General features: G+C 35.9%; 23 protein-coding genes and 1 pseudogene. 4 read left to right on the top strand and 20 right to left on the bottom strand.

What is annotated here, in order from left to right; translation table 11 throughout:
* Positions 1–48: 48 nt before the first annotated feature.
* From grpE to QK255_RS05400, 11 genes are all read right to left on the bottom strand, one after another.
* Positions 49–612, bottom strand: a complete 564-nt coding sequence (gene grpE, locus QK255_RS05450) for a nucleotide exchange factor GrpE (RefSeq protein ID WP_002292135.1) — start codon at positions 610–612, stop codon at positions 49–51.
* Positions 613–705: 93 nt separating this feature from the next.
* On the bottom strand, positions 706–1749 hold the full coding sequence (gene hrcA, locus QK255_RS05445) for a heat-inducible transcriptional repressor HrcA (RefSeq protein WP_002292136.1): 1044 nt from the start codon (positions 1747–1749) through the stop codon (positions 706–708).
* 233 nt (positions 1750–1982) lie between these two features.
* On the bottom strand, positions 1983–3149 hold the full coding sequence (gene hemW, locus QK255_RS05440) for a radical SAM family heme chaperone HemW (RefSeq protein WP_002292137.1): 1167 nt from the start codon (positions 3147–3149) through the stop codon (positions 1983–1985).
* Between the two features lie 15 nt (positions 3150–3164).
* The gene (locus tag QK255_RS05435) at positions 3165–3392 is read right to left on the bottom strand and encodes a hypothetical protein (RefSeq protein WP_002313668.1); all 228 of its coding nucleotides are present in this window, start codon (positions 3390–3392) and stop codon (positions 3165–3167) included.
* Positions 3393–3643: 251 nt separating this feature from the next.
* Positions 3644–3910, bottom strand: coding sequence for a type II toxin-antitoxin system RelE family toxin (locus QK255_RS05430; RefSeq protein ID WP_002292138.1), 267 nt, complete (start codon positions 3908–3910; stop codon positions 3644–3646).
* Positions 3907–4137 (bottom strand): type II toxin-antitoxin system RelB family antitoxin, encoded by a 231-nt coding sequence (gene relB, locus QK255_RS05425; protein ID WP_002292139.1) that lies wholly within the window; start codon positions 4135–4137, stop codon positions 3907–3909. The genes QK255_RS05430 and relB overlap by 4 nt, the downstream gene beginning before the upstream one ends.
* A gap of 491 nt (positions 4138–4628) precedes the next feature.
* Positions 4629–5294 carry a hypothetical protein gene (locus QK255_RS05420; RefSeq protein ID WP_002292140.1) on the bottom strand — a complete coding sequence of 222 codons (666 nt, stop codon included), beginning with the start codon at positions 5292–5294 and terminating at the stop codon, positions 4629–4631.
* A gap of 135 nt (positions 5295–5429) precedes the next feature.
* On the bottom strand, positions 5430–6389 hold the full coding sequence (locus QK255_RS05415) for an IS30-like element IS6770 family transposase (protein WP_002362389.1): 960 nt from the start codon (positions 6387–6389) through the stop codon (positions 5430–5432).
* Positions 6390–6863: 474 nt separating this feature from the next.
* Positions 6864–7295: an N-6 DNA methylase gene (locus tag QK255_RS05410; RefSeq protein WP_002342168.1), complete on the bottom strand. Its 432-nt coding sequence runs from the start codon at positions 7293–7295 to the stop codon at positions 6864–6866.
* 209 nt (positions 7296–7504) lie between these two features.
* The gene (locus tag QK255_RS05405; protein WP_002342167.1) at positions 7505–7666 is read right to left on the bottom strand and encodes a hypothetical protein; all 162 of its coding nucleotides are present in this window, start codon (positions 7664–7666) and stop codon (positions 7505–7507) included.
* Positions 7659–8327: a zeta toxin family protein gene (locus tag QK255_RS05400; protein ID WP_002342166.1), complete on the bottom strand. Its 669-nt coding sequence runs from the start codon at positions 8325–8327 to the stop codon at positions 7659–7661. Before QK255_RS05400 ends, QK255_RS05405 begins: the two co-directional genes overlap by 8 nt.
* 724 nt (positions 8328–9051) lie before the next feature.
* Here QK255_RS05400 and QK255_RS05395 point away from each other — a divergent pair.
* Positions 9052–9680 (top strand): annotated as a pseudogene (locus QK255_RS05395) (type 1 glutamine amidotransferase family protein).
* Positions 9681–9850: 170 nt separating this feature from the next.
* On the opposite strand, the gene QK255_RS05390 reads toward QK255_RS05395, so the two are convergent.
* From QK255_RS05390 to QK255_RS05375, 4 genes are all read right to left on the bottom strand, one after another.
* Complete coding sequence (locus QK255_RS05390; protein WP_002345979.1) at positions 9851–10294, bottom strand: hypothetical protein; 444 nt, start codon at positions 10292–10294, stop codon at positions 9851–9853.
* Positions 10295–11062, bottom strand: a complete 768-nt coding sequence (locus tag QK255_RS05385) for a MurR/RpiR family transcriptional regulator (protein ID WP_002334775.1) — start codon at positions 11060–11062, stop codon at positions 10295–10297.
* An 84-nt stretch (positions 11063–11146) separates the two neighbouring features.
* On the bottom strand, positions 11147–12478 hold the full coding sequence (locus QK255_RS05380; protein WP_283341612.1) for a 6-phospho-alpha-glucosidase: 1332 nt from the start codon (positions 12476–12478) through the stop codon (positions 11147–11149).
* Between the two features lie 44 nt (positions 12479–12522).
* Positions 12523–14112: an alpha-glucoside-specific PTS transporter subunit IIBC gene (locus QK255_RS05375; protein WP_002342163.1), complete on the bottom strand. Its 1590-nt coding sequence runs from the start codon at positions 14110–14112 to the stop codon at positions 12523–12525.
* A gap of 263 nt (positions 14113–14375) precedes the next feature.
* On the opposite strand from QK255_RS05375, the gene QK255_RS05370 reads away from it, so the two are divergent.
* Positions 14376–15086: a YdeJ family lipoprotein gene (locus QK255_RS05370; RefSeq protein WP_002308919.1), complete on the top strand. Its 711-nt coding sequence runs from the start codon at positions 14376–14378 to the stop codon at positions 15084–15086.
* Positions 15087–15201: 115 nt separating this feature from the next.
* Here QK255_RS05370 and QK255_RS05365 read toward each other — a convergent pair whose 3' ends face one another.
* Positions 15202–16212 (bottom strand): S66 family peptidase, encoded by a 1011-nt coding sequence (locus QK255_RS05365; RefSeq protein ID WP_002308918.1) that lies wholly within the window; start codon positions 16210–16212, stop codon positions 15202–15204.
* Between the two features lie 23 nt (positions 16213–16235).
* Complete coding sequence (locus tag QK255_RS05360) at positions 16236–16730, bottom strand: YbaK/EbsC family protein (RefSeq protein WP_002316340.1); 495 nt, start codon at positions 16728–16730, stop codon at positions 16236–16238.
* Positions 16731–16879: 149 nt separating this feature from the next.
* Between QK255_RS05360 and QK255_RS05355 the strand changes: the two genes are divergently transcribed.
* Positions 16880–17248 (top strand): iron chaperone, encoded by a 369-nt coding sequence (locus QK255_RS05355; protein WP_002308916.1) that lies wholly within the window; start codon positions 16880–16882, stop codon positions 17246–17248.
* A gap of 457 nt (positions 17249–17705) precedes the next feature.
* The gene (locus tag QK255_RS05350) at positions 17706–18158 is read left to right on the top strand and encodes a helix-turn-helix domain-containing protein (protein WP_002316342.1); all 453 of its coding nucleotides are present in this window, start codon (positions 17706–17708) and stop codon (positions 18156–18158) included.
* A 212-nt stretch (positions 18159–18370) separates the two neighbouring features.
* Here the strand turns inward: QK255_RS05350 and QK255_RS05345 are convergent, their stop codons facing one another.
* The 3 genes from QK255_RS05345 to ribF all read right to left on the bottom strand — a co-directional run bounded on the left by QK255_RS05345 (position 18371) and on the right by ribF (position 21353).
* Entirely contained in the window at positions 18371–19222 is an 852-nt protein-coding gene (locus tag QK255_RS05345; protein ID WP_002288523.1) for a GRP family sugar transporter, read from the bottom strand.
* 12 nt (positions 19223–19234) lie between these two features.
* Positions 19235–20020: a glucose-1-dehydrogenase gene (locus QK255_RS05340; protein WP_002308914.1), complete on the bottom strand. Its 786-nt coding sequence runs from the start codon at positions 20018–20020 to the stop codon at positions 19235–19237.
* A gap of 391 nt (positions 20021–20411) precedes the next feature.
* Complete coding sequence (ribF, locus tag QK255_RS05335; RefSeq protein WP_002342162.1) at positions 20412–21353, bottom strand: riboflavin biosynthesis protein RibF; 942 nt, start codon at positions 21351–21353, stop codon at positions 20412–20414.
* Between the last annotated feature and the right edge of the window lies 1 nt (position 21354).

Below are 21354 nucleotides of genomic sequence, written 5' to 3'. Positions count from 1 at the left end.
TTAACGTCTCCTTCTTTAATTGAAAGTGTAAGTTTTATATCCGCACAATTATTGTGCAACAATGACCATAGTTGGTCTTAACACGCGATCATGTAATTTATAGCCTTCTTGTAGTACTTCTACAATCGTATCGGCTGGTGTATCTTCAGTCGCTGGAACAGTTTGTACTGCTTGATGAAGATTAGGATCAAAGGATTCTCCTTTAGCAGGGATTTTCTCGATTCCTTCTTCTTCCAGTGCGTTACGTAAACTTTCCAAGACCATTTCCACGCCTTTTTTCAAGCTTGCTCCTTGATCATCTGACACTTCTGTGGCTAATGCACGTTCCAGATTGTCAATTGATGGAAGCAATTTTTTGGCTAAATCTTGTGAACGGTATTTTTGTAATTGCTCACGTTCATTTTTTCCTCGATTTGCCATATTTGCGATTTCCGCACGAGCCCGCAAATATTTATCTTCCATTTCTTCTAATTCAGCTTTTAATTTTGCTGATTCGAATTCTTCCGCTTCAACTTCTGAAATGCCTGAATCTTCTGCAGCTTCGACATCGATTTCCGGTTCTGGCTGAGCATCTGTCATTTCTTTATCTAGTTCTTCTTGATTTTCTTTCACGATACAGTCTTCCTTTCATTATTCAGTCAGCTGTTTGATTGCTCTTACTAAGAAAGAGAGAACGATCAGCTGCAAATAGCTTCGTTATTCACATTACGAGTTTGACAAGTCAAGTGATCGATAGTAATCAGCAAGCTTAGCTGCTAGTTCTCTTCGATAAACATCCACTAGACCAAACATCCGAGAATAAGGCATACTAGTCGGCCCCAACAAGGCTATTGTACCTCTTCCATGACCATCTATCTCGTAACTTGCTTGAATCATGCTCATATTCTGCAATAAATCATTACCTAATTCAGCACCGATTTTGATACGAATATTACTATCCATCGGAGTGATCATTTGTGTAAGTCCATCGGAGTCTTTCATAAAAGAAAACATCGATTTAAACTGATCAAGATCTTGACGGGGCTCATAATCCAAGAGATTCATTTGTCCACTGACATAAACTTTTTCTTCAAACACATGACCAAGAACGGTGTCAAACAACTGGGACATCCCTTCTGTGGTCTGGAAATATTTATGAAGAATCATCGGAATCTCTGTACGTAGTTTATGGTATACCGTCATCAGAGGATCCCCGACTAGACGGTCGTTTACAATTTGCACCATTTTTTCTAGTTCCTGACTTCCCATGTATTCGGGAAGAGTGAACACTTGGCTTTCTACATTTCCCATATCTGTCACGACAATCGCAATGATCTGTCGATTATTCAAGGGTACGATACGAAAGCCTGTTAGTCGGCGGTCTTTTATTTCAGGTCCCAACGAAAAAGTCGTATAACTTGTCAGCTCAGATAAGATCTCAGCAGATTGCTTAATGATCTCATTGATCTCATGAAATTCTCTACCTAAAGACTGACGTATCAGCAGCAGGTCATCTTCTGCTACGCGAGCAGGTTTTAACAAATGATCCACATAATAACGATAGCCTAAAGCAGATGGAATCCGCCCAGAAGAAGAGTGAGTCTTCAACAGCAACCCTTCATCTTCTAATGCCTTCATATCATTGCGAATCGTTGCTGAACTGGCCTTGACTCCCTCAGACATCAATGTTTTGGAACCAACGGGCACGCCACTACTCGTATAGTGTTGGATGATCAGACGTAAAATGTCGTTTTGTCGCTTTGTTAACATCTTCCTCACCTCTCATTAGCACTCATATATTCTAAGTGCTAATCCACTTATAAATATAGCAAGAAGCCCTTCTCCTGTCAAGAGAAAGACTTCATTTTTTAGCACTCTATCTTCCAGAGTGCTAATTATGAGCAATTGCTATAAATCCAATTATATCAACGTTTCAATAGTTCTTTATTGTATTTTTGAACTTTTTTTATTTAAATTCCGATAAAAAACAAATATTCTTTAAACTATTTTTCAAACAAAAAACGCTCAAACACATTGTTTCCCAAAAAAGTCCCTCTAGGTGTCAAATAAATACGTTCTTCTTCATTAACAAGTAACCCTTCTTCCTCTAACTTCATCAACACATCTCCATACACCGATTCAATCGTTTGTTGATAGCGATCATAGAAGTGTTTTTTAGCAATCCCAGTTTTTTTTCTTAGCCCCAAGAACATTTCTTCTTCTATTTGATTTTTTCGTGTCAATTTTTCTTCTTCCAATACTGGGCGTTCATTGACTCGTAATGGACGTAAATAGTGTTGGATCGGTCCTTTGTTGCGATAACGAATATTTCCAAGATAACCGCTAGCTCCTGCTCCAAACCCAAAATAATGGTCATTGTTCCAATACATCAAGTTATGCTGCGACTCGTGTCCGGAAAGCCCAAAGTTACTTATTTCATATTGGTGACGTCCATGCTTTTCCATTGCTTCAATGGTCTCTTCAAACATTTTAGTTTCCGTTTCCTGATCAGGCAGTTCGAGTCTTCCTTGTCGTACCCAGTTCATGAACATTGTTTTGTTTTCTAGGATCAATGAGTACAAAGAATAGTGAGGCAGATCCAAAGCCAAAGCTTTTTCCAAAGTATCCCGATACCCTTCAAGTGTTTGTCCCGGTAATGCATAAATCAAATCGATGCTTACATTGGTAAAATTTTCTGCTTTTAAAAATTTCATCGTTTGATACACATCTTCTGCGGTGTGTTTACGTCCAATTTTTTTCAGTAAGCGATTGTCAAATGTCTGAACTCCCATGGATAAACGATTGACGCCATAGTTTTTCATCACTTGAAGCTTTTCACGGGTCAAATCGCCAGGATTCGCTTCTACAGTAAACTCCTTACCATCCTGGAAAGGCAAGATCTCTCTAGCTCCTGATAACAATCGATCAAGTTGTTTAGCAGATAAAGAGGTCGGTGTTCCGCCCCCTACATAAAGTGTTTCCAAATTCGCTGTCGGGTGACTTTCCAGCATTAATCTCATTTCATTCAGCAGCATTTCCACATACTCATCTACCGGTTGCCCTTCTAAAAAAACTTTATTAAAGTCACAGTAATAGCAGATATGCTCGCAAAATGGGATATGAATGTACGCAGAAACCTTGTTTTCTGCGGGATTTATTGTTTCTATCATTGAACTTCTTTCTCCTTACGTCGAAAAGTCGTACCGATTTTCGACCTTCTTTAAACGGTGTGCAAGCACCAGCTCCTTGAAATAAGCCGCATGTTTATAATCTAAGAAGTCTAGTTCCAAAAATGCTTGCTTATTGTCATCGGAGCTACATGTGGCTTTCACAACCTCTCGATAAACGGTGTTCCCAAAGCTAACCTTCGGCATTAACTCAAAATCTGCAAAAATATGAAAAGCTATTTTCACAGATTCCTCCTTAAGTGCTCAGGTCACAACGCTTTGCTTACAACCTCTCATATACGCATACTAAACGTATTTGGCAAACAAATCCACTAAAAAATCCAAGAATCGACTTCTTGGATGATTTTTTTACGTTCATGATTCCTCCTAAACAATTTTATCCATATTTTGTCCATAAAAAAATCTAGTTAAACCTCTCACTTCAAAAGTTTTAACTAGATTCTTCTTATTATTTTTTTATAAAAATAAATAGTCTCTTAATCATAGACATTTTTTCGGTGTCCCACTTGAATAGCGATAACAACTATTTGATTATCTTCTATCTCTACCAACACACGATATTTGCCAATTCGATAACGCCATTGTCCTGAACGATTAGCGGTCAATCCTTTTCCGAATTTTCTCGGATCGTCAATACCATCAATATGTTGATATAGCCATCGAACGATCAGCGTCGCTTGATGCTTGTCCATTTTACGAAGTTGTTTCTGAATTTCAGGCGTGAATTCTAAACGGTAGGTCATTCCAACCCTCCAAATTCACGAAGGATTTCTTCCATGGATACTGTTGTTTTTCCACTTTCTACCCAATGTTTATGGGCAATTTCAGCCGTTTGACGATCGTATTCATCTTCTAGTTGTTCCATCGAATAGGTTTTTAGAAGCTCAGATAAAGTAATCCCATAAAATTCCGCCATATAAGAAAGCCATTCTTTTTCGGCATCACTCACACGAACCGTAATCATAGCCATATTATCGCCTCCCTTTTGTATCACATTGTAATACAAAAGGGGCAAGATGTCAATTTTGTATGATTTACTTAGCTTATTTTGAGATTTTTCCATTTTTTTAACCAATAAAAAAATCCAGGAGAATTATTGGATTGAATGTGATTTCTGAAGAACTTTATTTTGAAACTGCCGACCTTACAAATGAACTTTTAGAGAAGGGTATTTTTTTTAAAAACGCACCAAAATTAAACATATCGCAAGAAACACAAAGCCCCAAATTACAAATAGCTTATATTTTATTAAACATGTTTCTACCTTTATATAGTCTGTTTTTGACATTTCTTTTCCTAAATTGAAACGAACAATTGTTTTTACTTTCAAGAGAAATCGTGTGCCAATGATAAAGCAGCACACACTCAATACTCCTAGCAATATTCTACCTAAAAAATTCAAATTTTCTCCTATTGTCACTTATAGCTCCTCATCTACTTGAATTTTAATCTTGTCTAGCGCTATGCCCAAAGATAATTATCATTTCTTCCATCTACTCGATCAAGACCTTCTGCGATTAGACCTCCAGCCGAAGTACCAGCTAAAGCTAAGGCAATTTCTACAGCTGCGAGCGCTTTTCCTCTTACAGTGGTAATTCCAATTTGTGCAACAATTACATTTTCAGTTACTCGAGCAATATTTCGCTTGTTTTTTCTAATAATTGCTTTTACCGTATTCACACTTGAATTTGCTAAACCTAGACCCAAAACGATTAATCCTGCATCAATGACACCAGCAACAAAACCAGTTGAGTTCCACCAGTTTTTCCCTACGCCTCGCATTCTTGGATTGAATCCAATCATTGCTAAATACTGATTGATTGCTTGTTCCATCCTTAATTCATCTTCAGGTGTTAATAATATTTCTCCGTTTTCGTTAAATTTAGGTTGAACATCTCCATATTCTTCCTTGATTTTTTCAAGTGCTAGTTCGGAATTCTTTTTTTCTTCCGAGTAATAAACTGACAAGTCTTCAGAACTAAAATTGCTTTTACTATTCTGAGTTTCATCCAGAATCAACTCATTCGCTGAAATAATCATACTCCCACTTGTTGCTACTACGGACAAAACAAAAGTTACTGCTATTACACTAATCCACATTTTTAAGTCCAGATATTTCTTTTTCATTATGAATCCTCTAAAATTTAAATTTGCCTTATAAAGACAAAATAACTATAAATTGATAACAAGTTTAATATTTTATAGCATCTTAAAAAGTTGTTTTAGACTCATAATCGTTACTATTTTTATATTTATGATTTGTCAAATTAAGCTAGAATAAAATGCTTCTTGTACATAGCTCAAAAATATTTCGATTGGTGTTCTGTAATTCAATGATTTTCTTGGAATATGATTACGTTGATTGCTGACACTGGAAATAAATGTCTGATTCACTTCTCTAAAATCCATTGATTTCGGCAGTCCATTACGACGCAGAATCCCGTTAGAATTCTCGTTTAATGGGCGTTGAGAAGGTGTTCCAGGGTCCGCAAAATATATATCAATATCATGTTGGTTACTAATGGCTTTCCAGTTAGAAAATTCTTTTCCACAGTCAAACGTAATAGATTTAAAGAAGTTTTTAGGGAAGCGAGAAAACCATTGATTAAGGGCAGTTTCAATATCTAATGCCTTACGGCCGTTGGGTTTAATCGTGATAATGACTTTAGATAACCTTTCAACTAAAGTAATGACGGCACTTTTATGATGAATGCCAACGATCGTATCACCTTCAAGGTGACCAAACTCAGAATTGAAATCAGGATAATTATCAGGTCGATCATGGATTGAGCGCTGATACTGTTGTTTTCCCCGTTTTTCCTGATGGCCATTGGGTTTTCTTTTACCTTTCATCGGTAGTGTGTCAATATCAAATATTCCTTTAGAAAATAAACGATAAAGTGTTCTCATACCGCATGAAACAGGCCTTTCTTTTCGCCCGATAATGACGTCAGGCGTCCAACCAAGAGTGACTTTCTCTTTAATGTAATCTACTTCATGAGCAGGTAATTGAATGACTTTTCTCCCACATTTTTTCTTATTTTCTTTATACTGGTGCCAATAATCAAGAGCAGTCTTGCCTTGGTTGAACTTATTGACTACACTATAAATAGTTTGTATAGCACGTCCCATTCGGTTAGCGATTTCAACCGGCTTATTATGTTGAAGATAATATGATTCTATCATTGTCAGTTCGTCTATGGTAAGATGTTTGTAGGTCATTTATGGTTACACTCCTTTGTTTTCTTTCGTCGGAAATACAATTTGAGTGTACCATAAATGCCTTTTTATTTTTCTAACTTAATTTTACAATTCGCGCAATATAAAAATGCATGAGATATTCCACTTTATAGGGATATACCCTTGAAGAATCTCATGCATTTTTTGATATGAAATTTAGAAAAATTTACTTGCTAGAAAACTGTGAAAAAGAACTTCGTGCAAATGTAAGTGTCAGCATCCTCATGGCGAATGTTCGAGCACTTCCTTATGCGTTAAAAAAATTTAGAAATTTTGACGAAGTAGCCAACTACTTTTTCCTGAGAAAGGCAGCACTAAAAAAAAGAATCCTCCAGTACTTGGGATTTACTAGAGGATGTACATCTGATGAAGCGTATAGATTATTTAAAAATTATTACTATTAAAGTGGGCGAGAGTTACTGCATTTTTTTCAATAAAAATGATAGCTTGTAACTCTCACGTATTATGCCTAGATACGTAGGGTGGATTACTAATCACATAGTCATAAGTACTAAATTTCTCTTTCATTTTGATTATGTCTAGAGCATCAAGTTGTCTTATATTCCAATTTATTTTTCTACTAATATTATATTTTTTTGAAAGCTCATCTAATTTTTCAATGCACTTTTTTATAGTATCTTTTCGGATGTCAAATGCTGCTATATTTTTTTCTAAAAATTGAATCTTTTCATTTTCAGATTTATTTTTATTCTTTTGGAAAAAATTTTTTATCACTAAAGACAATATATGTCCTTCACCTACTGCTGGTTCAATTAAAGTAAATTCTTCTGTATAATTTATTTTAAGTAATTTAACAAGTTTTTCAGCCAGTTTCGTATCTGTATAAAAAATCCCATTTTTCTTTATAAACTTGTTTTCTTCGTTCACAATATTTACTCCTTTAGATAGCAAATAACTAAAAGATACATGCTATACAGTGATTCTTCAGCTTTTAAAATTTATAGCCTTTTCAATGAAAAACACTTGATGTTTTAAACCAGCTTATGTTTATTATTTTATCATAAGTTAGTTAACTTGAAAGTGTATAAATAAAAAAATCACAACTAATCTTTAGCTGTGATTTAAAATCTTGATAGTTATTTATCTAACCCTGTTAATTTCCGCTGTTTTCTATTTGACTCGTTTGCTACATACTGTAGAACGGTCATAAATTCTTTTCTAGTTGCTTTTTTATTGAGATCACCATAACTACGGTTATATTTTTTCATAATCGCTTCCGCTTTTTGTTTATCAGTCATATAATTTCCCCTCCAAATCTGCTCTTGTAAATGATTCTGGCAAAATAAGATCTATATCTGAAATATCTGGAACTATTGTGGCTATTTCATTCTTATAGTCTTTTAAAATCACATGTACAGATACAGATTCTCCGTAGTGTTTTAGTACTTCGCGAACATTCTCTCGAGACTTAAAGTAAGCATTGATAAAACGATCCTTTGGTACAAATCGTCCTTCTACTTTTTCTCGTATTTTTGTGTAATTCCAAGCAACGAGAGGATCTTGGAAGATAAAATAGATTGTCACATCATAATCTCGAGAAAGGCATCTCTCAATATTTTGTTTTGCCCGACCAATAGCGAATGTTCCATCTAATAAAAATGAATAGCCGTTTTTCAATATCGTGTCTAAGGAATAATCCACTAACCAAGATGCCCCGCGTTGAAAATCAGAGGAATTACGACCATTATATCCTGGAAATTTTGCTCGGAAAACATCAGCATCTATTCTACAGATATCTTCTGATAATTCCAGTAGACTAGTTGCTACCTCAGTTTTCCCAGCACCAGGCGTACCTGCCATAAATATAGCTTCTTTTTGATCTAGTCGAGCGATTTTATCTTGAATTACATCTTTAAAAAATTCCTTTTTATGTTCTTTAGCGTAGGCTTTATCATCCAATACTACTTCCTCCAATAATTTCTCGAAATAGCTTTGTTAATCATCTAAATTTTCCGTTGGATACTAATTAATATCATCATCTTATTTCTTTATTATACAACAATTTAGACTATAAATATTAGCCAATTCAATTCTTCAGTGATTTTTATAAATTAAAGTCACAGTAATAGCAGATACGCTCGCAAAACGGGATATGAATGTACGCAGAAACTTTATTTTCTGTGGCTTCCACTATTTTCTTAATGAACTGGTTACATGGTTATATATCTCATGCTGAGTGTTTGACACGTTTTATTGTTTCGTTTTTATAAATACTTTTTACCTTCCAGTTTCTTTTTAGATTGTATTCAAATAAATAGAGAAGCTAGTCAGAACCTCTACTTAGTAGACCAGTTATTTTTTCTCTTTTTGGTACTCAATTTTCCATCAATCAAAGAAACTTTCCGACAGTATTATTCTTAATTCGAATAGATTCGCAAAATAGAAACCATAGTAGACTTTCTGACTCAATCTAAGATTCTTTCATAGACAGTAACGTTGAGACAGCTGGTTCTTTGTCATCCACGTAGGCAAAATGTTATAATGCCAGTAAATAAAGTTGGCTGCCAATGTACTCTGTCTAAAACTTAAGAATTGTTGTTTACTCTGTCGCTATCCAAATTTAATGAATGTCTGTATATTAAAACTGTTGTCCTTGTCATAGATAATAAAGGAGAGCTTGAAAATGAAAACTGCGGTTACGTTTCTATTAGAGGAATATGCCGATTGGGAAGGGGCTTATATTACTAACACACTAAACCAAAATGAGGGATGGCAAAATAAAACTGCTTCTATCCAATCAGAGGTCACTTCCATGGGAGGACTAAAAACAAAAATCGATTATTTAATCGAACAAATACCTGAAAAAATTGATCTCTTTATTATGATTGGTGGCAATTCATGGGACATAGAAAATCACCATTTATATTTAATAATCGATAAATTTTTAAAAACAGGCGTACCAGTAGCTGCGATTTGTGGGGCAGTTGATTATTTAGCACAGAGCGGATTATTGCAAGGTTACAAACACACCGGAAATATGCAATTTCCTTGGTTAGAATCGGAAAATTATCAAAATAAAGAAGATTTTATAGAACAACAAGCTGTAAAAGATCATAACTTGATTACCGCGAATGGAACAGCTCCTATAGAATCCACAGATTTGATTCTTCAAGCAGTCCATTTTGAAACAGAAGAAATAAGACAAAAAACGATTCGTCTATACAAACTTGGATACTATGATTACTATGAAAAGTACGGAGATTCTTTCTCCTAATCATTCTCTTCAATTGGATACTCTTATCAATGTTGTGACAAGCAATCTAACAATGATTGCTTGTCACACTTTTTTATGGTATTTGTCAAAGAAGATACACTCTATTTATGTTCACTATAGAAGATTCCATTAATTTACAAATTTATATATCGTGTTAAACTTTTTCTTCTATTTTTCTATTTGTATAAAAAAACTGAGAATCAATTTTTTAACTCATTCGTAAAAGCAAAAATATAGCTAGTAGACTAATGGTTCCTATAAAAATCGTGCTAGATAAAACTAGTACTTTGCTGTATATAGTGGACTTCTTCCCACATCTTTTTAAACTTCTTACATAGAGAAAAGCTAAAAGAGCTCCTATTAAATTTCCTGTTATAACTTGTTGGACAACAGTAAATTGTAGGTATATTCTTAACAAGCTGATGTCAATTGTTCTTTTTTCTAAAAAATAAAGAATACTTGCTTGAAATAACATTAAAAAAGGAAATAAGGAACCAAGAGCGACATATGGATTATGGAAAAAAGCTTCATGTATCACTCCATTCATTCTGATAGTCATTAATATAGCATAGAAATAAAAAAGGAAAGCTGCGGCTATCCAATAACCAAGTAAAATGTGTTTCCAGAGTCCTTCTATCCTGTCTCTTCTCATCTAGCTCTCCTCTCTCAGCGTATATACACCATAAGCACGAACTAAATAATCCGCTAAGCAGCTCAAGCTGATCAATGATTGAAATGGCTTATTTTCTTTTCCAAGGATAAAGCAATTACAATAATAATTTAAATGATAAGTACTATGGCGTGTGAAATAATTATCTCCAGCTGCAGTAATGGTCAAAACTGGAATTTTCTGTAATTCAAAGGCAGTCAGATTTTCTTTGACCTCATGTGTTTCACCGCTCAAAGAAACAATAATGGCCATATCTTCTAATGTTATCAGTGGCATGGCCATATCAAACTCCGTCTTATTTGGCAACACCATTACTCTCTTTCCAATACCTAGCATCATTTTATAAAACTCATCAATTACTTTCTTTTGTGAAAATCCCGTTGCATAGCAATAGATCATCTTACTTCGGTCTAAGCATTGAAGGATTGGCTTTAAGTTGACAGCCTTCATGTAATGAAGCGTCTGCTGGATATCTTCCAGTTGTTTTTCAAAAATATCTTCTTTTGTTCTAAGCCCATTTTCTTTATTTGTTACATGTCGTAAAAAATATTTGAACTCAGAATAACCAGAAAACCCCAATTTCTTAGTTGTTCTCATAATGGAAGATTTTGAGACATAAAGTCTCTCCGCTAAGTCAGTTATTTTCAAATTTTGTATCAAGCTAGGATCCGATAAAATAAAGTTCAAGATTCCTCGGTCTAGTTCGCTTAATTTTTCTGCATGTTGATGAATCAATTTTTCTAGTTCCATACTATCCCTCCTCTATTATTAGTATATGCAATAACATGAAACTATTTTTTAATAGAGGAGAACCACGATGTATTTGGAATACTGCTATTTCAATTCAGGCCAGTATTCTTGGTTTACACTCACCAAATCATCTAGTAAATTTTTTGCAACTTTTGCGTTTGGAACAATCTTTGATAATGTCAGTGCTTGCCATAATTTCTGATAAGACCTTTCTTCCCAAGCTTCGACTACTAATTTTTCAACTGCTACTTGTTGTTCCATCAATCCCTTTTGGAAGCGTGGAATCTTTCCTTGTATCAACGGTTCTGGTCCATTGCTGCCAACTATACAGGGTATTTCTACCATCGCCGACTCATCAAAATTCTCGATAGCTCCGTTATTAGGTACGATCAGCAACATCCTTTCATGAGTGTTATAGGCAATTGCTCGTGCTAAATCAACGATATAGCTAGCATGTTCATCGATTTCTAGTATCGTATTTTCTGCTGAACCACTACTAGTGATACGATCACATTCATTAAATACTTGTTTTTCACGTCCAACCATCACTTCATTTGCACGCGTGAACTCTGGATTGGTGTGCGCTACTTCATCTTGCGGATAAAAGTAATATTTCAAATAAGTGTTAGGAAGAGTAGTTGGGTCAATGTCATATACTTCTTTTGCTTTCATAAATGTATGTTTCCAACTTGCATCAGTTTGTTGTGATTCTTGAGATTCCGATGGTAGAGCGTAACCAAACTGACTAACATATTCTTGAATTTTAGGCATCAAATCATTTCCTTCTGTATCTCGGATATCCGTCCACCATCCAAAATGATTCAAGCCATAGTAGCGTACGACCATTTCTTTGCGTGAAGCTAAACCGATAGCTTGAGCCATACGCTCTTCAATTCCCACCGGCATATCACATATATTCATGATTTTTGCTTTAGGACGTAATTTTCGAGTCGCTTCTGCCACGATCGCCGCTGGATTAGAGTAATTGAGCATCCACGCATTTGGTGAATATTTTTCCATATAATCTATCAACTCTAAAACACCGCCAATTGAACGCATCCCATAAGCAATTCCGCCAGGTCCACAAGTTTCCTGACCAACTACCCCATACTTCAACGGAATTTTTTCATCTTTTTCCCGCATCGCATATAAGCCAACACGAATATGTGCCATAACAAAATCAACATCAGTGAATGCTGTTTCTGGATCAGTAGTGGCTGTAAATAAAATATCTGGTGCTCTTTCCTTCAATAAAATCTCACACGCAGAAGCAATACGTGTTTGTCTTTCCTCCAGATTGTCATAAAATTTGATTTGCCGGATAGGAAATCTATCCAGATGTTTCAAAAGCATCAAAACAATTCCAGGAGTAAATGTACTCCCTCCGCCGGCAATCGTGATTGAAAATTTTTTCATATTAACATTCCCCTTTCTGTTTGTCTGTTAAGATTTTTGTGAAACTATTGTTCTATTTCTAATAAACGTTCAAATTGTTCACGTACTTGTGGCACGTCCAAACCAACTATTACTTGAAAAGCATTGCCGTTTCTCACTACACCGTGTGCTCCACCTTCTTTAAAAATCGTATCTTCTAAAACCAACATTTCATTTTTTACAGTTATTCTCAAGTGTGTAGCACAATTTGTGACTTTTTCAATATTTCCGGCCCCTCCAAAACCTTCTAAATAAATAGCAGCTTGATTCTCATATACATTTTCAATTTCTGTTTTTGAAGTTTTCCTCTCTTTTTCTTTGTAATCTTTTTTAGTATATAATTTAACAGCGTCGGTATTCTCTTCTCTCCCCGTAGTGGCAATATCAAATTTGATAATCAGGTATCGAAACACAATAAAATAGATTCCTGTAAAAGCTAGACCAATCACTAGTTGGGTAAAGATCATTCCTTTATGGTTTTGAAATAATGGAATCCAGACTTTCACAAACAAATCAATAAATCCACCACCAATATCCCCTACCACACCAAAACCATACATTATTGCCGCCATTGTAGCAGCCAAAAGTGAATGAATAGCAAACAACGGTGGAGATATAAATAGAAACGTAAATTCTAATGGCTCAGTGATACCCGCCAAAACAGCTGTCAAAGTTGCTGGAATCAGGATCGTCAGCACCTTTTTCCTATTCTCAGGTCTTGCAGTGAAATAAAATGCTGCGGCAATACCTGGAGAAGCGAATATCTTTGAATTCCCGTGCAAAGCAAAACCGCCTTCTGGAAAGAGATGCTTAAGTGGCTGTTCGCTGCGAGCAAACTCCTGAAGATGTGTCATCCAGTATCTCGCAATCCCTTCTTCTACTACTGCTGGCCCAAACGCAAACGGTGCGTAGATAAAATGGTGTAAGCCGGTTGGAATCAAAATACGTTCTAAAAAAGTGTAAAGCCAGACACCAAATATACCAGCACCCGCTAAGAAACCTTGCAATGAACTGATTGCCGACTGGATCTTAGGCCAGATAAGGCAGATCAAAAATGCAATAGGTAACATGATGAAAAAACTAATAATCACAACAAATGATGACCCTTGGTAGATTCCTAAAAAATCCGGCAGCTTTTTATCAAAGAATCGATTATGCAGATACACTACAACAGCTGAAATCAAGATTGCCCCTATAATTCCTGTATCCAATGTTTTGATACCCGCAATCATTTTCAGTCCACTTGCGCCGCCCGGATCGGCAGAAAAATCAACACCAAAAAATCCGCTATAAAAGCCTAACATGGTAGAAATGAAATAATTACAAGTAATATAGACTACAAATGCTTCCATTACTGCTCTAGCACTTGCTTTTTTAGCTAATCCGATAGGTAATCCAATAACAAACAACAACTCCATTTGATTGAATACGGTCCAAGCACCACTTTCAACCACTGACCAGATCGAATACCATGCTGTTCCTTCTGTAGCAATACTCCCCACTAACATTGGATTTTTAAAGATGATACATAAAGCCACCATGATCCCCGAAAAAGAAAAGAGCAAAACCGGTGTAAACATAGCTCCGCCAAAGCGTTGAATCTTTTCCATTATCATAATAAGTCAACTCCTTCCATACACATCTTTTGTCGCAGATTTAGTATAAGCATAAAAGAAATCGGTTACAATAGCTATTACACTTTAAGAAACTTGATTTCAATAATAGTTCTTAGGTAGCATATAATGGGAAATTTCCCTAAATACATAAATAAAAGATAGATTTAATCAATGTATAGAAATTTTTTCTCTGCTTCTCCTTTAACCAGAGAAATTTAGAATTATGCTATACTAGTATTAATTAAAGTGACGAGGTGTTTTATATGAAAAAGTTAGGGTTTATTTTAGCGTCGATCTCCTTATTCCTTGTAGGATGTACATCTGCTAGTAAAGAAACTAGTGAGTCATCTGCGACCGCAGTCAAAAGTTCCATCAGACAAACTAGTTCAGCTGAAAAATCAAGTACACAGAAATCAGCTTCTTCTGAATCGAATACATCTTCAACCACCAGCAAGCTTTCAGAGTCCAACCCTTCTTCTATATCTAGTGGTACAGTTGACACGAGTCTTTCTTCTACAGCAGACACATCCTTCTCACAGTCTTCTCAGTCAGTAGATCCGTTAGCAGGATATTCTGATCTGCAAATTGAGTACGCACGCGTTTGGTTGGCTGTCAAGGGTAATACTTTTAAAGATGCATCAGGCGATTTTGAACTACATGTTATTCATTATCCGGCAGGAACACCTATCGATCCCTATGATGCAGGGAGCGTAGGTTATCCAAAAGACGTAGTTATGCTTACTGGAAAATACGGCTACCAGGGAATTTTAGTGTATTCTAGTAACCACGACGGAACGATCACTAGTTATCCAGTTCCTTCACATTGGCAAATACCTGCAGATCAAGCCTCTGATCCAGCATTCATAAAAAAAACAACTCAAGAAATCATTGATCATGCATCTGTGGTTGCTATTCCTACAGGCAACCCAAATGACGTGAAACAGTTAATCGATGTGACAGTTATAGATAATTAAACTTTCTAATATGTTATACAAAAAGAAGCTGACAAAATACTGTCAGCTTCTTTCACTTTCTTTTCTATTTAAATTTATTGGTCTTTGATAGACTCCAAGGCAGGAAAAAATTTTATTAAATAAACGTTTGCAAAATAGTCTCTTTTCCATCTTTTACCGATACTTCTGCGTAGGCACCGTTGATCAATGTTAGTTGTGGCGGCACATGACCGCAATCAATATCATACAAGATTGGTATGTTCAATTCTTTTGAAAGATCTTCATATACATCCTTCATTCGATAATCTAGCAAATCCTCTGCTGCACTTCTGCCAAACATGATACCAGAGCTGTCCTCAAACCATCCTGCTAGTTTCATCTGAACAAGTGATCTTCTTAAATCAACGGAGGATAGCTCACAGTTTTCTAGAAACCACAAGATTGGCTTTCCATCATTATACGTTCTTTTAAACGTTTGGACATCTCCATAAGGTGTACCAATTAAATGTCTGATCGTATCTATACAACCACCTAATAATCGGCCTTTTATCCTTACTGCCTCTCCGCTGACTGTTTGCCAATTTGTTGGTTCAGTAAGATGAAAAACTGAAGGTGACGGTTGCTCATGATGCCATTCTTTTTGATATTTTTCAGAAGAACGCTGTAAGATTGATTCTCCTTTGCCTGTTTCTAGCACACTTTTCCACATCGCTGTCGTTTTATCTGAATAATTTCCTCTTAAATCAATAAGGTTGGTCCCATGTGCAGTGGCTATCCCTGTTTTTAATGTGATGGCGAGTAGCAACGTACTAATATCTGAATAACCTACTATCCATTTTGGCTGTAGTGCATCGAAATCGACAGAATCGAGGATCTCAATCAATAATTCTCCTCCCCAAGGCGGAAAGATCATTTGGATATTCTCATCTTTCATCATTTGATTGAATTCATCTGCTCTTTCTCTTGCTGGAGCTGATTTTTCTTTATCTTGCGTCCACAGCGTCTTTCCAGTAACGACATGAAAAGATTTTTCTTCCATACTCTTTAAAGCCATTTCTAGTAACAGGTGGTGTTCTTCTGCTACGCCCGATGATGGTGCAATAACCCCAATCGTCGTATTTTTACCTAATAACGGATATCTTATCATATTGCTACAGCTCCTAGTATGCACTATTTTGTTTGATTGTTGTTATTTTCATTTGCTGGCATTAAAAACATCGGTATTTTAAGTAGCTGGATGATTTTGTTTAAGTCAATCGTTTTGATGACCATCGTTTGATCTGGCCTTCCTGGTGCAAAAACAAGTTTTTCTTTTGACAATAGTTCTTCGTCAATAATAATCGGTATCTGTTCTTCGTAACCAAATGGAGAAACAGCGCCCTGTTTTTGTCCCGTCTGTTCTTCCATATGTTCTGATGAAACAATAGAAAGCCTTTTACCGATGATCTTTCCTAATGCTTTGAAATCCGTTTGTTTTGTAGTAAAAGTCAGATATACATAGTTATTATCTTTTTTATCTTTTAAGAATAAGCTTTTGGTCTCTGTGCCTGTAAATCCTTGCTCTTTCTTCACCACCAAAGCATCTTCATTTGTATAAATAGCTCGATGATGATACAACTCAAAATAAATATTTGCGTGTGAGAATTTCTTTGCCAAGTCAATCATTTTTATGCCTCTTTTCTATTTTGGTCTTTGAGCCATCTTATCATCAAAATATACCGGATACAATATCGCTTGTTTTCTAATTTATTTTTATACATAACCATTGTTTTTCTGGTAAAATAAATCAAACCACTTAATGGAGGCGTTTTAGAATGGAAAAATTCCGATTGATTATTGATCAAATAAAAGAAAAAGAAAATCAACAAAAGATCAATGACCTTTTCTCTAAGATAGCGAAGACATATCCCCAGCTGGACACAACTGTAAAATGGAACCAGCCTATCTTTACTGATCATGGTACCTTTATTATTGCATTCAGTTTTGCTAAAAATCATTTTTCCATCGCACCAGAAAAAGCAGCGATTCGTGCCCTTGAAAAGACTATCCAAGAAATTGGTTACATATATACGGATAATGTCATCAAAGTTCCTTGGAAAAGTGCAATCAATTGGGAACTGATTGACCATTTTATTTCATTTAATATTGAAGACAAGAAAGATCATAATAAATTTTGGCGATAAAGCTTTATACAAACAAAAACTGTACTGGCGAAGAATCTATCCATTACCTTGTACAGGCTTTGTTCTATCCTTTTTATCCTCACTGGTTAAACACTTAATTGGCAAAGTATCTGTTGTTTTTATAAGGAGTCTTTCTTGTGCTGAAAAAAATCACTGATACGAATGACCTTGAATTTTCAACTTAGTAAAATTTTTTCAGCAATTTTCCTGCAAATCTTTTGAATAAGGAAAAAATACGAGAAAATATCAGCAATCTTTCATAATACTATCCATTATTTTCAGGTATATTTAAATATAATATCACTTTAGAAGAGAATGAATTTCTTTAGAGAAAGAAAAGTTAGAATTTTCTGATTCGTTTTTTGCAATGACTTTAAGTGAGATCGTTCTTTCTACATCTCGTGATAAAGCAACTAACAACCAAACCAATAGAATCATTCACATAGGAGGGTGAACATTGAAAGATTTTTACTCAGTAAATGAATTAGCCGAACAATTAGGTGTTACTACACGTTCTATCAGAAATTATCTTCATGAAGGAAAACTAAAAGGAACAAAGGTCGGCGGACAATGGAAATTTTCTGAACGTAATCTCTTTGAATTTCTTTACGGAGATCAAGCAGATGAAGCAGCAAAAGACATGCAACGATTCATGCTAGATACACCAATCACGATGCGTTTCAACCTTCAGTATCGTGATTTTACAGCGATCAATCAATTCCGAGAACAATTAGTTCAGTACCATAACGATGTTTACGCAAATAAAAAAGACCGTCTTTTACAATACGATCTTTATAAAGATAATCATGCGGAGATACTTATAGGTGGTAATTTTAATTATGTAACGAACTTTAGTCAATGGATCAATGGAAAATTATTGATGCAGACAGATATTTCACTTGTTTCTTAGACGATTAAAAAGAGCGTGGACAAAAGTAAATAACACTTTTGTCTCACGCTCTAAACACGTATAAATGGCGGAAGCAGAAGCAACTCCTTCGGAAATAAGCTGAAATTCACAAAAATTTGAAAAGCAATTTTCGTGAATTCCTTCTTATTTCTTGGAGTTAAACGCTTCTGTCCCGGCCTCTTTTTATAAGTAATCTTTTGCTCTCTTTATCCTCAAATAAAGACCGTGACCATACTTCCTACTACGATCAGCAACAAGCCGATAATCGTTAATTTTTTTTCTTTTGGTGTCTTATTTTCATGCAGGATGTACATACCGCCTAATGTAGAGATAACTACGTTTAGTTGTGTAATGATATATGCAGTAGCAACCCCATTTTCATTCGCTGAAAAAATATAAGCCAACGCTGACACACTGAAGATGGCTCCAACTATTGTTGCTTTCCAACTTTTGTCTTCAGAAAATGCAGTTGGTTTTCGGAAAATCACATAAATAACTGCCCCTAAAAAGACACCGATCATTTGCGGAAAGAAAATGGAAAGTCCACTTGCATCAACTAGTTTGGGCAATGCACTGTAAACCCAATAACCAATACTTGTTGATGCTAATAGACTAATTCCTTTTGTGATACCGCCTTTTTTTCCAGGATCATCACTGATTGCCGTTAAAGCAGAGCCAAATACAAGAAGAATGATCGCTGCTGCACCAATGATTTTCCCCATACTTCCAGACCATTCTCCAAAAGCAAAGACACCAATCAACGAGGTTCCGACTAACTGTAATGCAGTCGAGATAGGCATCGTTTTAGAAACACCAATCAAGTTGAAAGATGTATACTGTCCTGTTTGTCCAATAACCCAAAATGCACCAGAAAGTAAACTAATCAAAAATGTAGTCACTGAAATGCCAGCTGGAGAAGCGAATAATTGAACGAGTAAGCCAACAAGCACCGCTCCAATACCAGTTCCTAATATCTCATTTGTTGGTCTGCCGCCAATCTTTTTCAAAATCAGTGGCTGGATCCCCCACCCAACTGCCGGGATCAATGCAATCAATAAACCCATTTTTATTCACCCTTATCCTTTTCCACCTTGGAACGAAGGATATAAAGTCATCCCACCATCTGCAAATAGTGTAATACCTGTAACATAACTGGATTCGTCTGAAGCCAACCATGCAGCTGCCGCTGCTATTTCTTTTGGTTCACCTACGCGTCCTAGCGGGATCATACTTTCCAAGAGTTCTTTTTGTTCAGGATCATCAAATTTTGCCGCATTAATAGGTGTACGGATAGCGCCAGGTCCTATACTATTGATTCTGATTCCCTTAGGTGCGTACTCCATTGCTACCGTTTCGGTAAATAATTTTACCCCGCCTTTTGAAGCAGCGTAATGAGCAAATGTTGGCCATGGGATTTGTTCATGAACAGAAGACATATTGATGATATTTCCTTTTTTATCATTCTCTGTAAAATAATTCAAAGCTGCTTTCGTTCCGATAAAAACGCCAGTCAAATTTACTTTTAATACTCTTTCCCAATCTTCAAGGCTAAGTTCATGGGTCGGATGCTGATTTTCCATCCCAGCATTATTAACCCAAATGTCTAGTGTCCCAAAATTTTCTAAAGCCGTATCAAGTAAACGCTGTATTCCTTCTTCAGAACTGACATCTGCTTGTACAGAGACTGCTTTTCCGCCTGCCTCTTCGATTGCTTTGACTGCTTTTTCTGCCCCTTCTTTATCCGAATTATAGTTGACGACTACATTCATTTTTTCTTTCCCGAATCGTTGAGCAATCGCTGTTCCAATCCCTTTTGAGCCGCCAGTTACTACTGCGACTTTGTTTTCTAATTCCTTATACATAGTACCCACTCCTTTTTATACCTAAACCTGTTATTACGGATAACTTTTATTTCCGCCTTAAAGTGAGTGTACACCAATATATATAGTCTAAAGCAAATGATACGCTCCAGTAATCGTTTTCATTGGTTGGTAGCATCCTTCTATTTCTATAAAGAAAGAGTTTGTGACAGAAGTGTTCAGCTTCAAGAAATAAGAAGGAATGGACGAAAATTGCTTCTCAAAATTTTTGTGAAATTTCGGCTTATTTCCGAAGAAGCTACTTCTGGAACACCATTTATTCGGAAAAAGGGCTGTGACAAGACTTTTGTCACAGCCTTTCATACGCTTATTTATCAACCATTTCGTTGTAATTGCTAGTTATGCATAAAGATTAGCTCTCACGGACATTATTTTATTGCTGAGAAAAATATTCAGCTGTTGCTTGTTCATCATCCTTGAGTTGTTCAATCAATTCCTCTACACTTGAAAATTTCACTTGATCTCTTAAAAATTGATTCCAACGTACTTTGACATGCTCGCCATAGATATCTTGATTAAAGTCCAAAATATACAATTCTACAGTCAGCTCCCGTCCTTCACCAAATGTATCATTATGTCCAATGGAACCCATGGCTGGATACCAAGTTTCCCCAATTTTTATTTCCGATACATAAACACCTTCTTTAGGTAAATGGACTGTGCTCTTTACTTTGACATTTGCTGTAGGGAATCCTAATAATCTGCCTCGTGCATCGCCATGAACAACTACCCCCTCTACCTCGTATATGCAACCTAATAGTTTTGCCGCTTCTTTTACTTGACCGCTGTCTAGCAATCCTCGAATACGTGTAGAGCTGATTTTTTCGCCTTGTTCTTCTTCTTTAGAGACTGTGACGATTTTGAATCTTCCCTTAGCATATTCAGGAAAATGAGTGACATCCGCAATGTCTTTCGGTCCATAGGTGTAATCAAAACCGGAAACAGCATATTTCGCATGTAATCCTACGATATATTGATCAACAAACTCTTGTGGCGCTAAATTAGCAAAAGAAGAAGTAAAATCGACTTCATATAAATAATCGATACCCAAATCTGCCATTTTTTCTTCTTTTTGCTTCAGGCTAGTCAAATACTTCACACTGCTAGGATCGATCTTCTTAAAAACAATCGATGGATGTTGATTGAAAGTCATCAATGCTAATTTCAATCCTTCTTTTTGCGCAATTTCCATACCTGTCTTTATGACTTTCTGGTGTCCAATATGCACGCCGTCAAAAAATCCCAGTACTAAAACGACATCGTCTTCTGGAATTTGTTCTGGTTGGTAAGGATGTCTGATCTTGATGATATTCATT

It is taken from the genome of Enterococcus sp. ZQ21, from assembly GCF_030053755.1.
Classification (GTDB): domain Bacteria; phylum Bacillota; class Bacilli; order Lactobacillales; family Enterococcaceae; genus Enterococcus_B; species Enterococcus_B lactis.
The sequence above is the reverse complement of the archived record's forward strand: the minus strand, read 5'-3'. Positions and strand labels throughout refer to the sequence as shown.

Excerpts from the sequence above, each read along its gene's own strand:
- QK255_RS05370 (WP_002308919.1), top strand. The coding sequence starts at position 14,376 with ATGAAAAAGTTAGGGTTTATTTTAGCGTCGATCTCCTTATTCCTTGTA.
- QK255_RS05415 (WP_002362389.1), bottom strand. The coding sequence starts at position 6,389 with ATGACCTACAAACATCTTACCATAGACGAACTGACAATGATAGAATCA.
- ribF (WP_002342162.1), bottom strand. The coding sequence starts at position 21,353 with ATGAATATCATCAAGATCAGACATCCTTACCAACCAGAACAAATTCCA.
- QK255_RS05405 (WP_002342167.1), bottom strand. The coding sequence starts at position 7,666 with ATGACTGATAAACAAAAAGCGGAAGCGATTATGAAAAAATATAACCGT.
- QK255_RS05340 (WP_002308914.1), bottom strand. The coding sequence starts at position 20,020 with ATGTATAAGGAATTAGAAAACAAAGTCGCAGTAGTAACTGGCGGCTCA.
- QK255_RS05420 (WP_002292140.1), bottom strand. The coding sequence starts at position 5,294 with ATGAAAAAGAAATATCTGGACTTAAAAATGTGGATTAGTGTAATAGCA.
- QK255_RS05355 (WP_002308916.1), top strand. The coding sequence starts at position 16,880 with ATGGAAAAATTCCGATTGATTATTGATCAAATAAAAGAAAAAGAAAAT.
- QK255_RS05380 (WP_283341612.1), bottom strand. The coding sequence starts at position 12,478 with ATGAAAAAATTTTCAATCACGATTGCCGGCGGAGGGAGTACATTTACT.
- hemW (WP_002292137.1), bottom strand. The coding sequence starts at position 3,149 with ATGATAGAAACAATAAATCCCGCAGAAAACAAGGTTTCTGCGTACATT.
- hrcA (WP_002292136.1), bottom strand. The coding sequence starts at position 1,749 with ATGTTAACAAAGCGACAAAACGACATTTTACGTCTGATCATCCAACAC.
- relB (WP_002292139.1), bottom strand. The coding sequence starts at position 4,137 with ATGGCTATGATTACGGTTCGTGTGAGTGATGCCGAAAAAGAATGGCTT.
- QK255_RS05390 (WP_002345979.1), bottom strand. The coding sequence starts at position 10,294 with ATGAGAAGAGACAGGATAGAAGGACTCTGGAAACACATTTTACTTGGT.
- QK255_RS05385 (WP_002334775.1), bottom strand. The coding sequence starts at position 11,062 with ATGGAACTAGAAAAATTGATTCATCAACATGCAGAAAAATTAAGCGAA.
- QK255_RS05345 (WP_002288523.1), bottom strand. The coding sequence starts at position 19,222 with ATGGGTTTATTGATTGCATTGATCCCGGCAGTTGGGTGGGGGATCCAG.
- QK255_RS05375 (WP_002342163.1), bottom strand. The coding sequence starts at position 14,112 with ATGATAATGGAAAAGATTCAACGCTTTGGCGGAGCTATGTTTACACCG.
- QK255_RS05360 (WP_002316340.1), bottom strand. The coding sequence starts at position 16,730 with ATGATTGACTTGGCAAAGAAATTCTCACACGCAAATATTTATTTTGAG.
- QK255_RS05365 (WP_002308918.1), bottom strand. The coding sequence starts at position 16,212 with ATGATAAGATATCCGTTATTAGGTAAAAATACGACGATTGGGGTTATT.
- QK255_RS05430 (WP_002292138.1), bottom strand. The coding sequence starts at position 3,910 with ATGACCTACCGTTTAGAATTCACGCCTGAAATTCAGAAACAACTTCGT.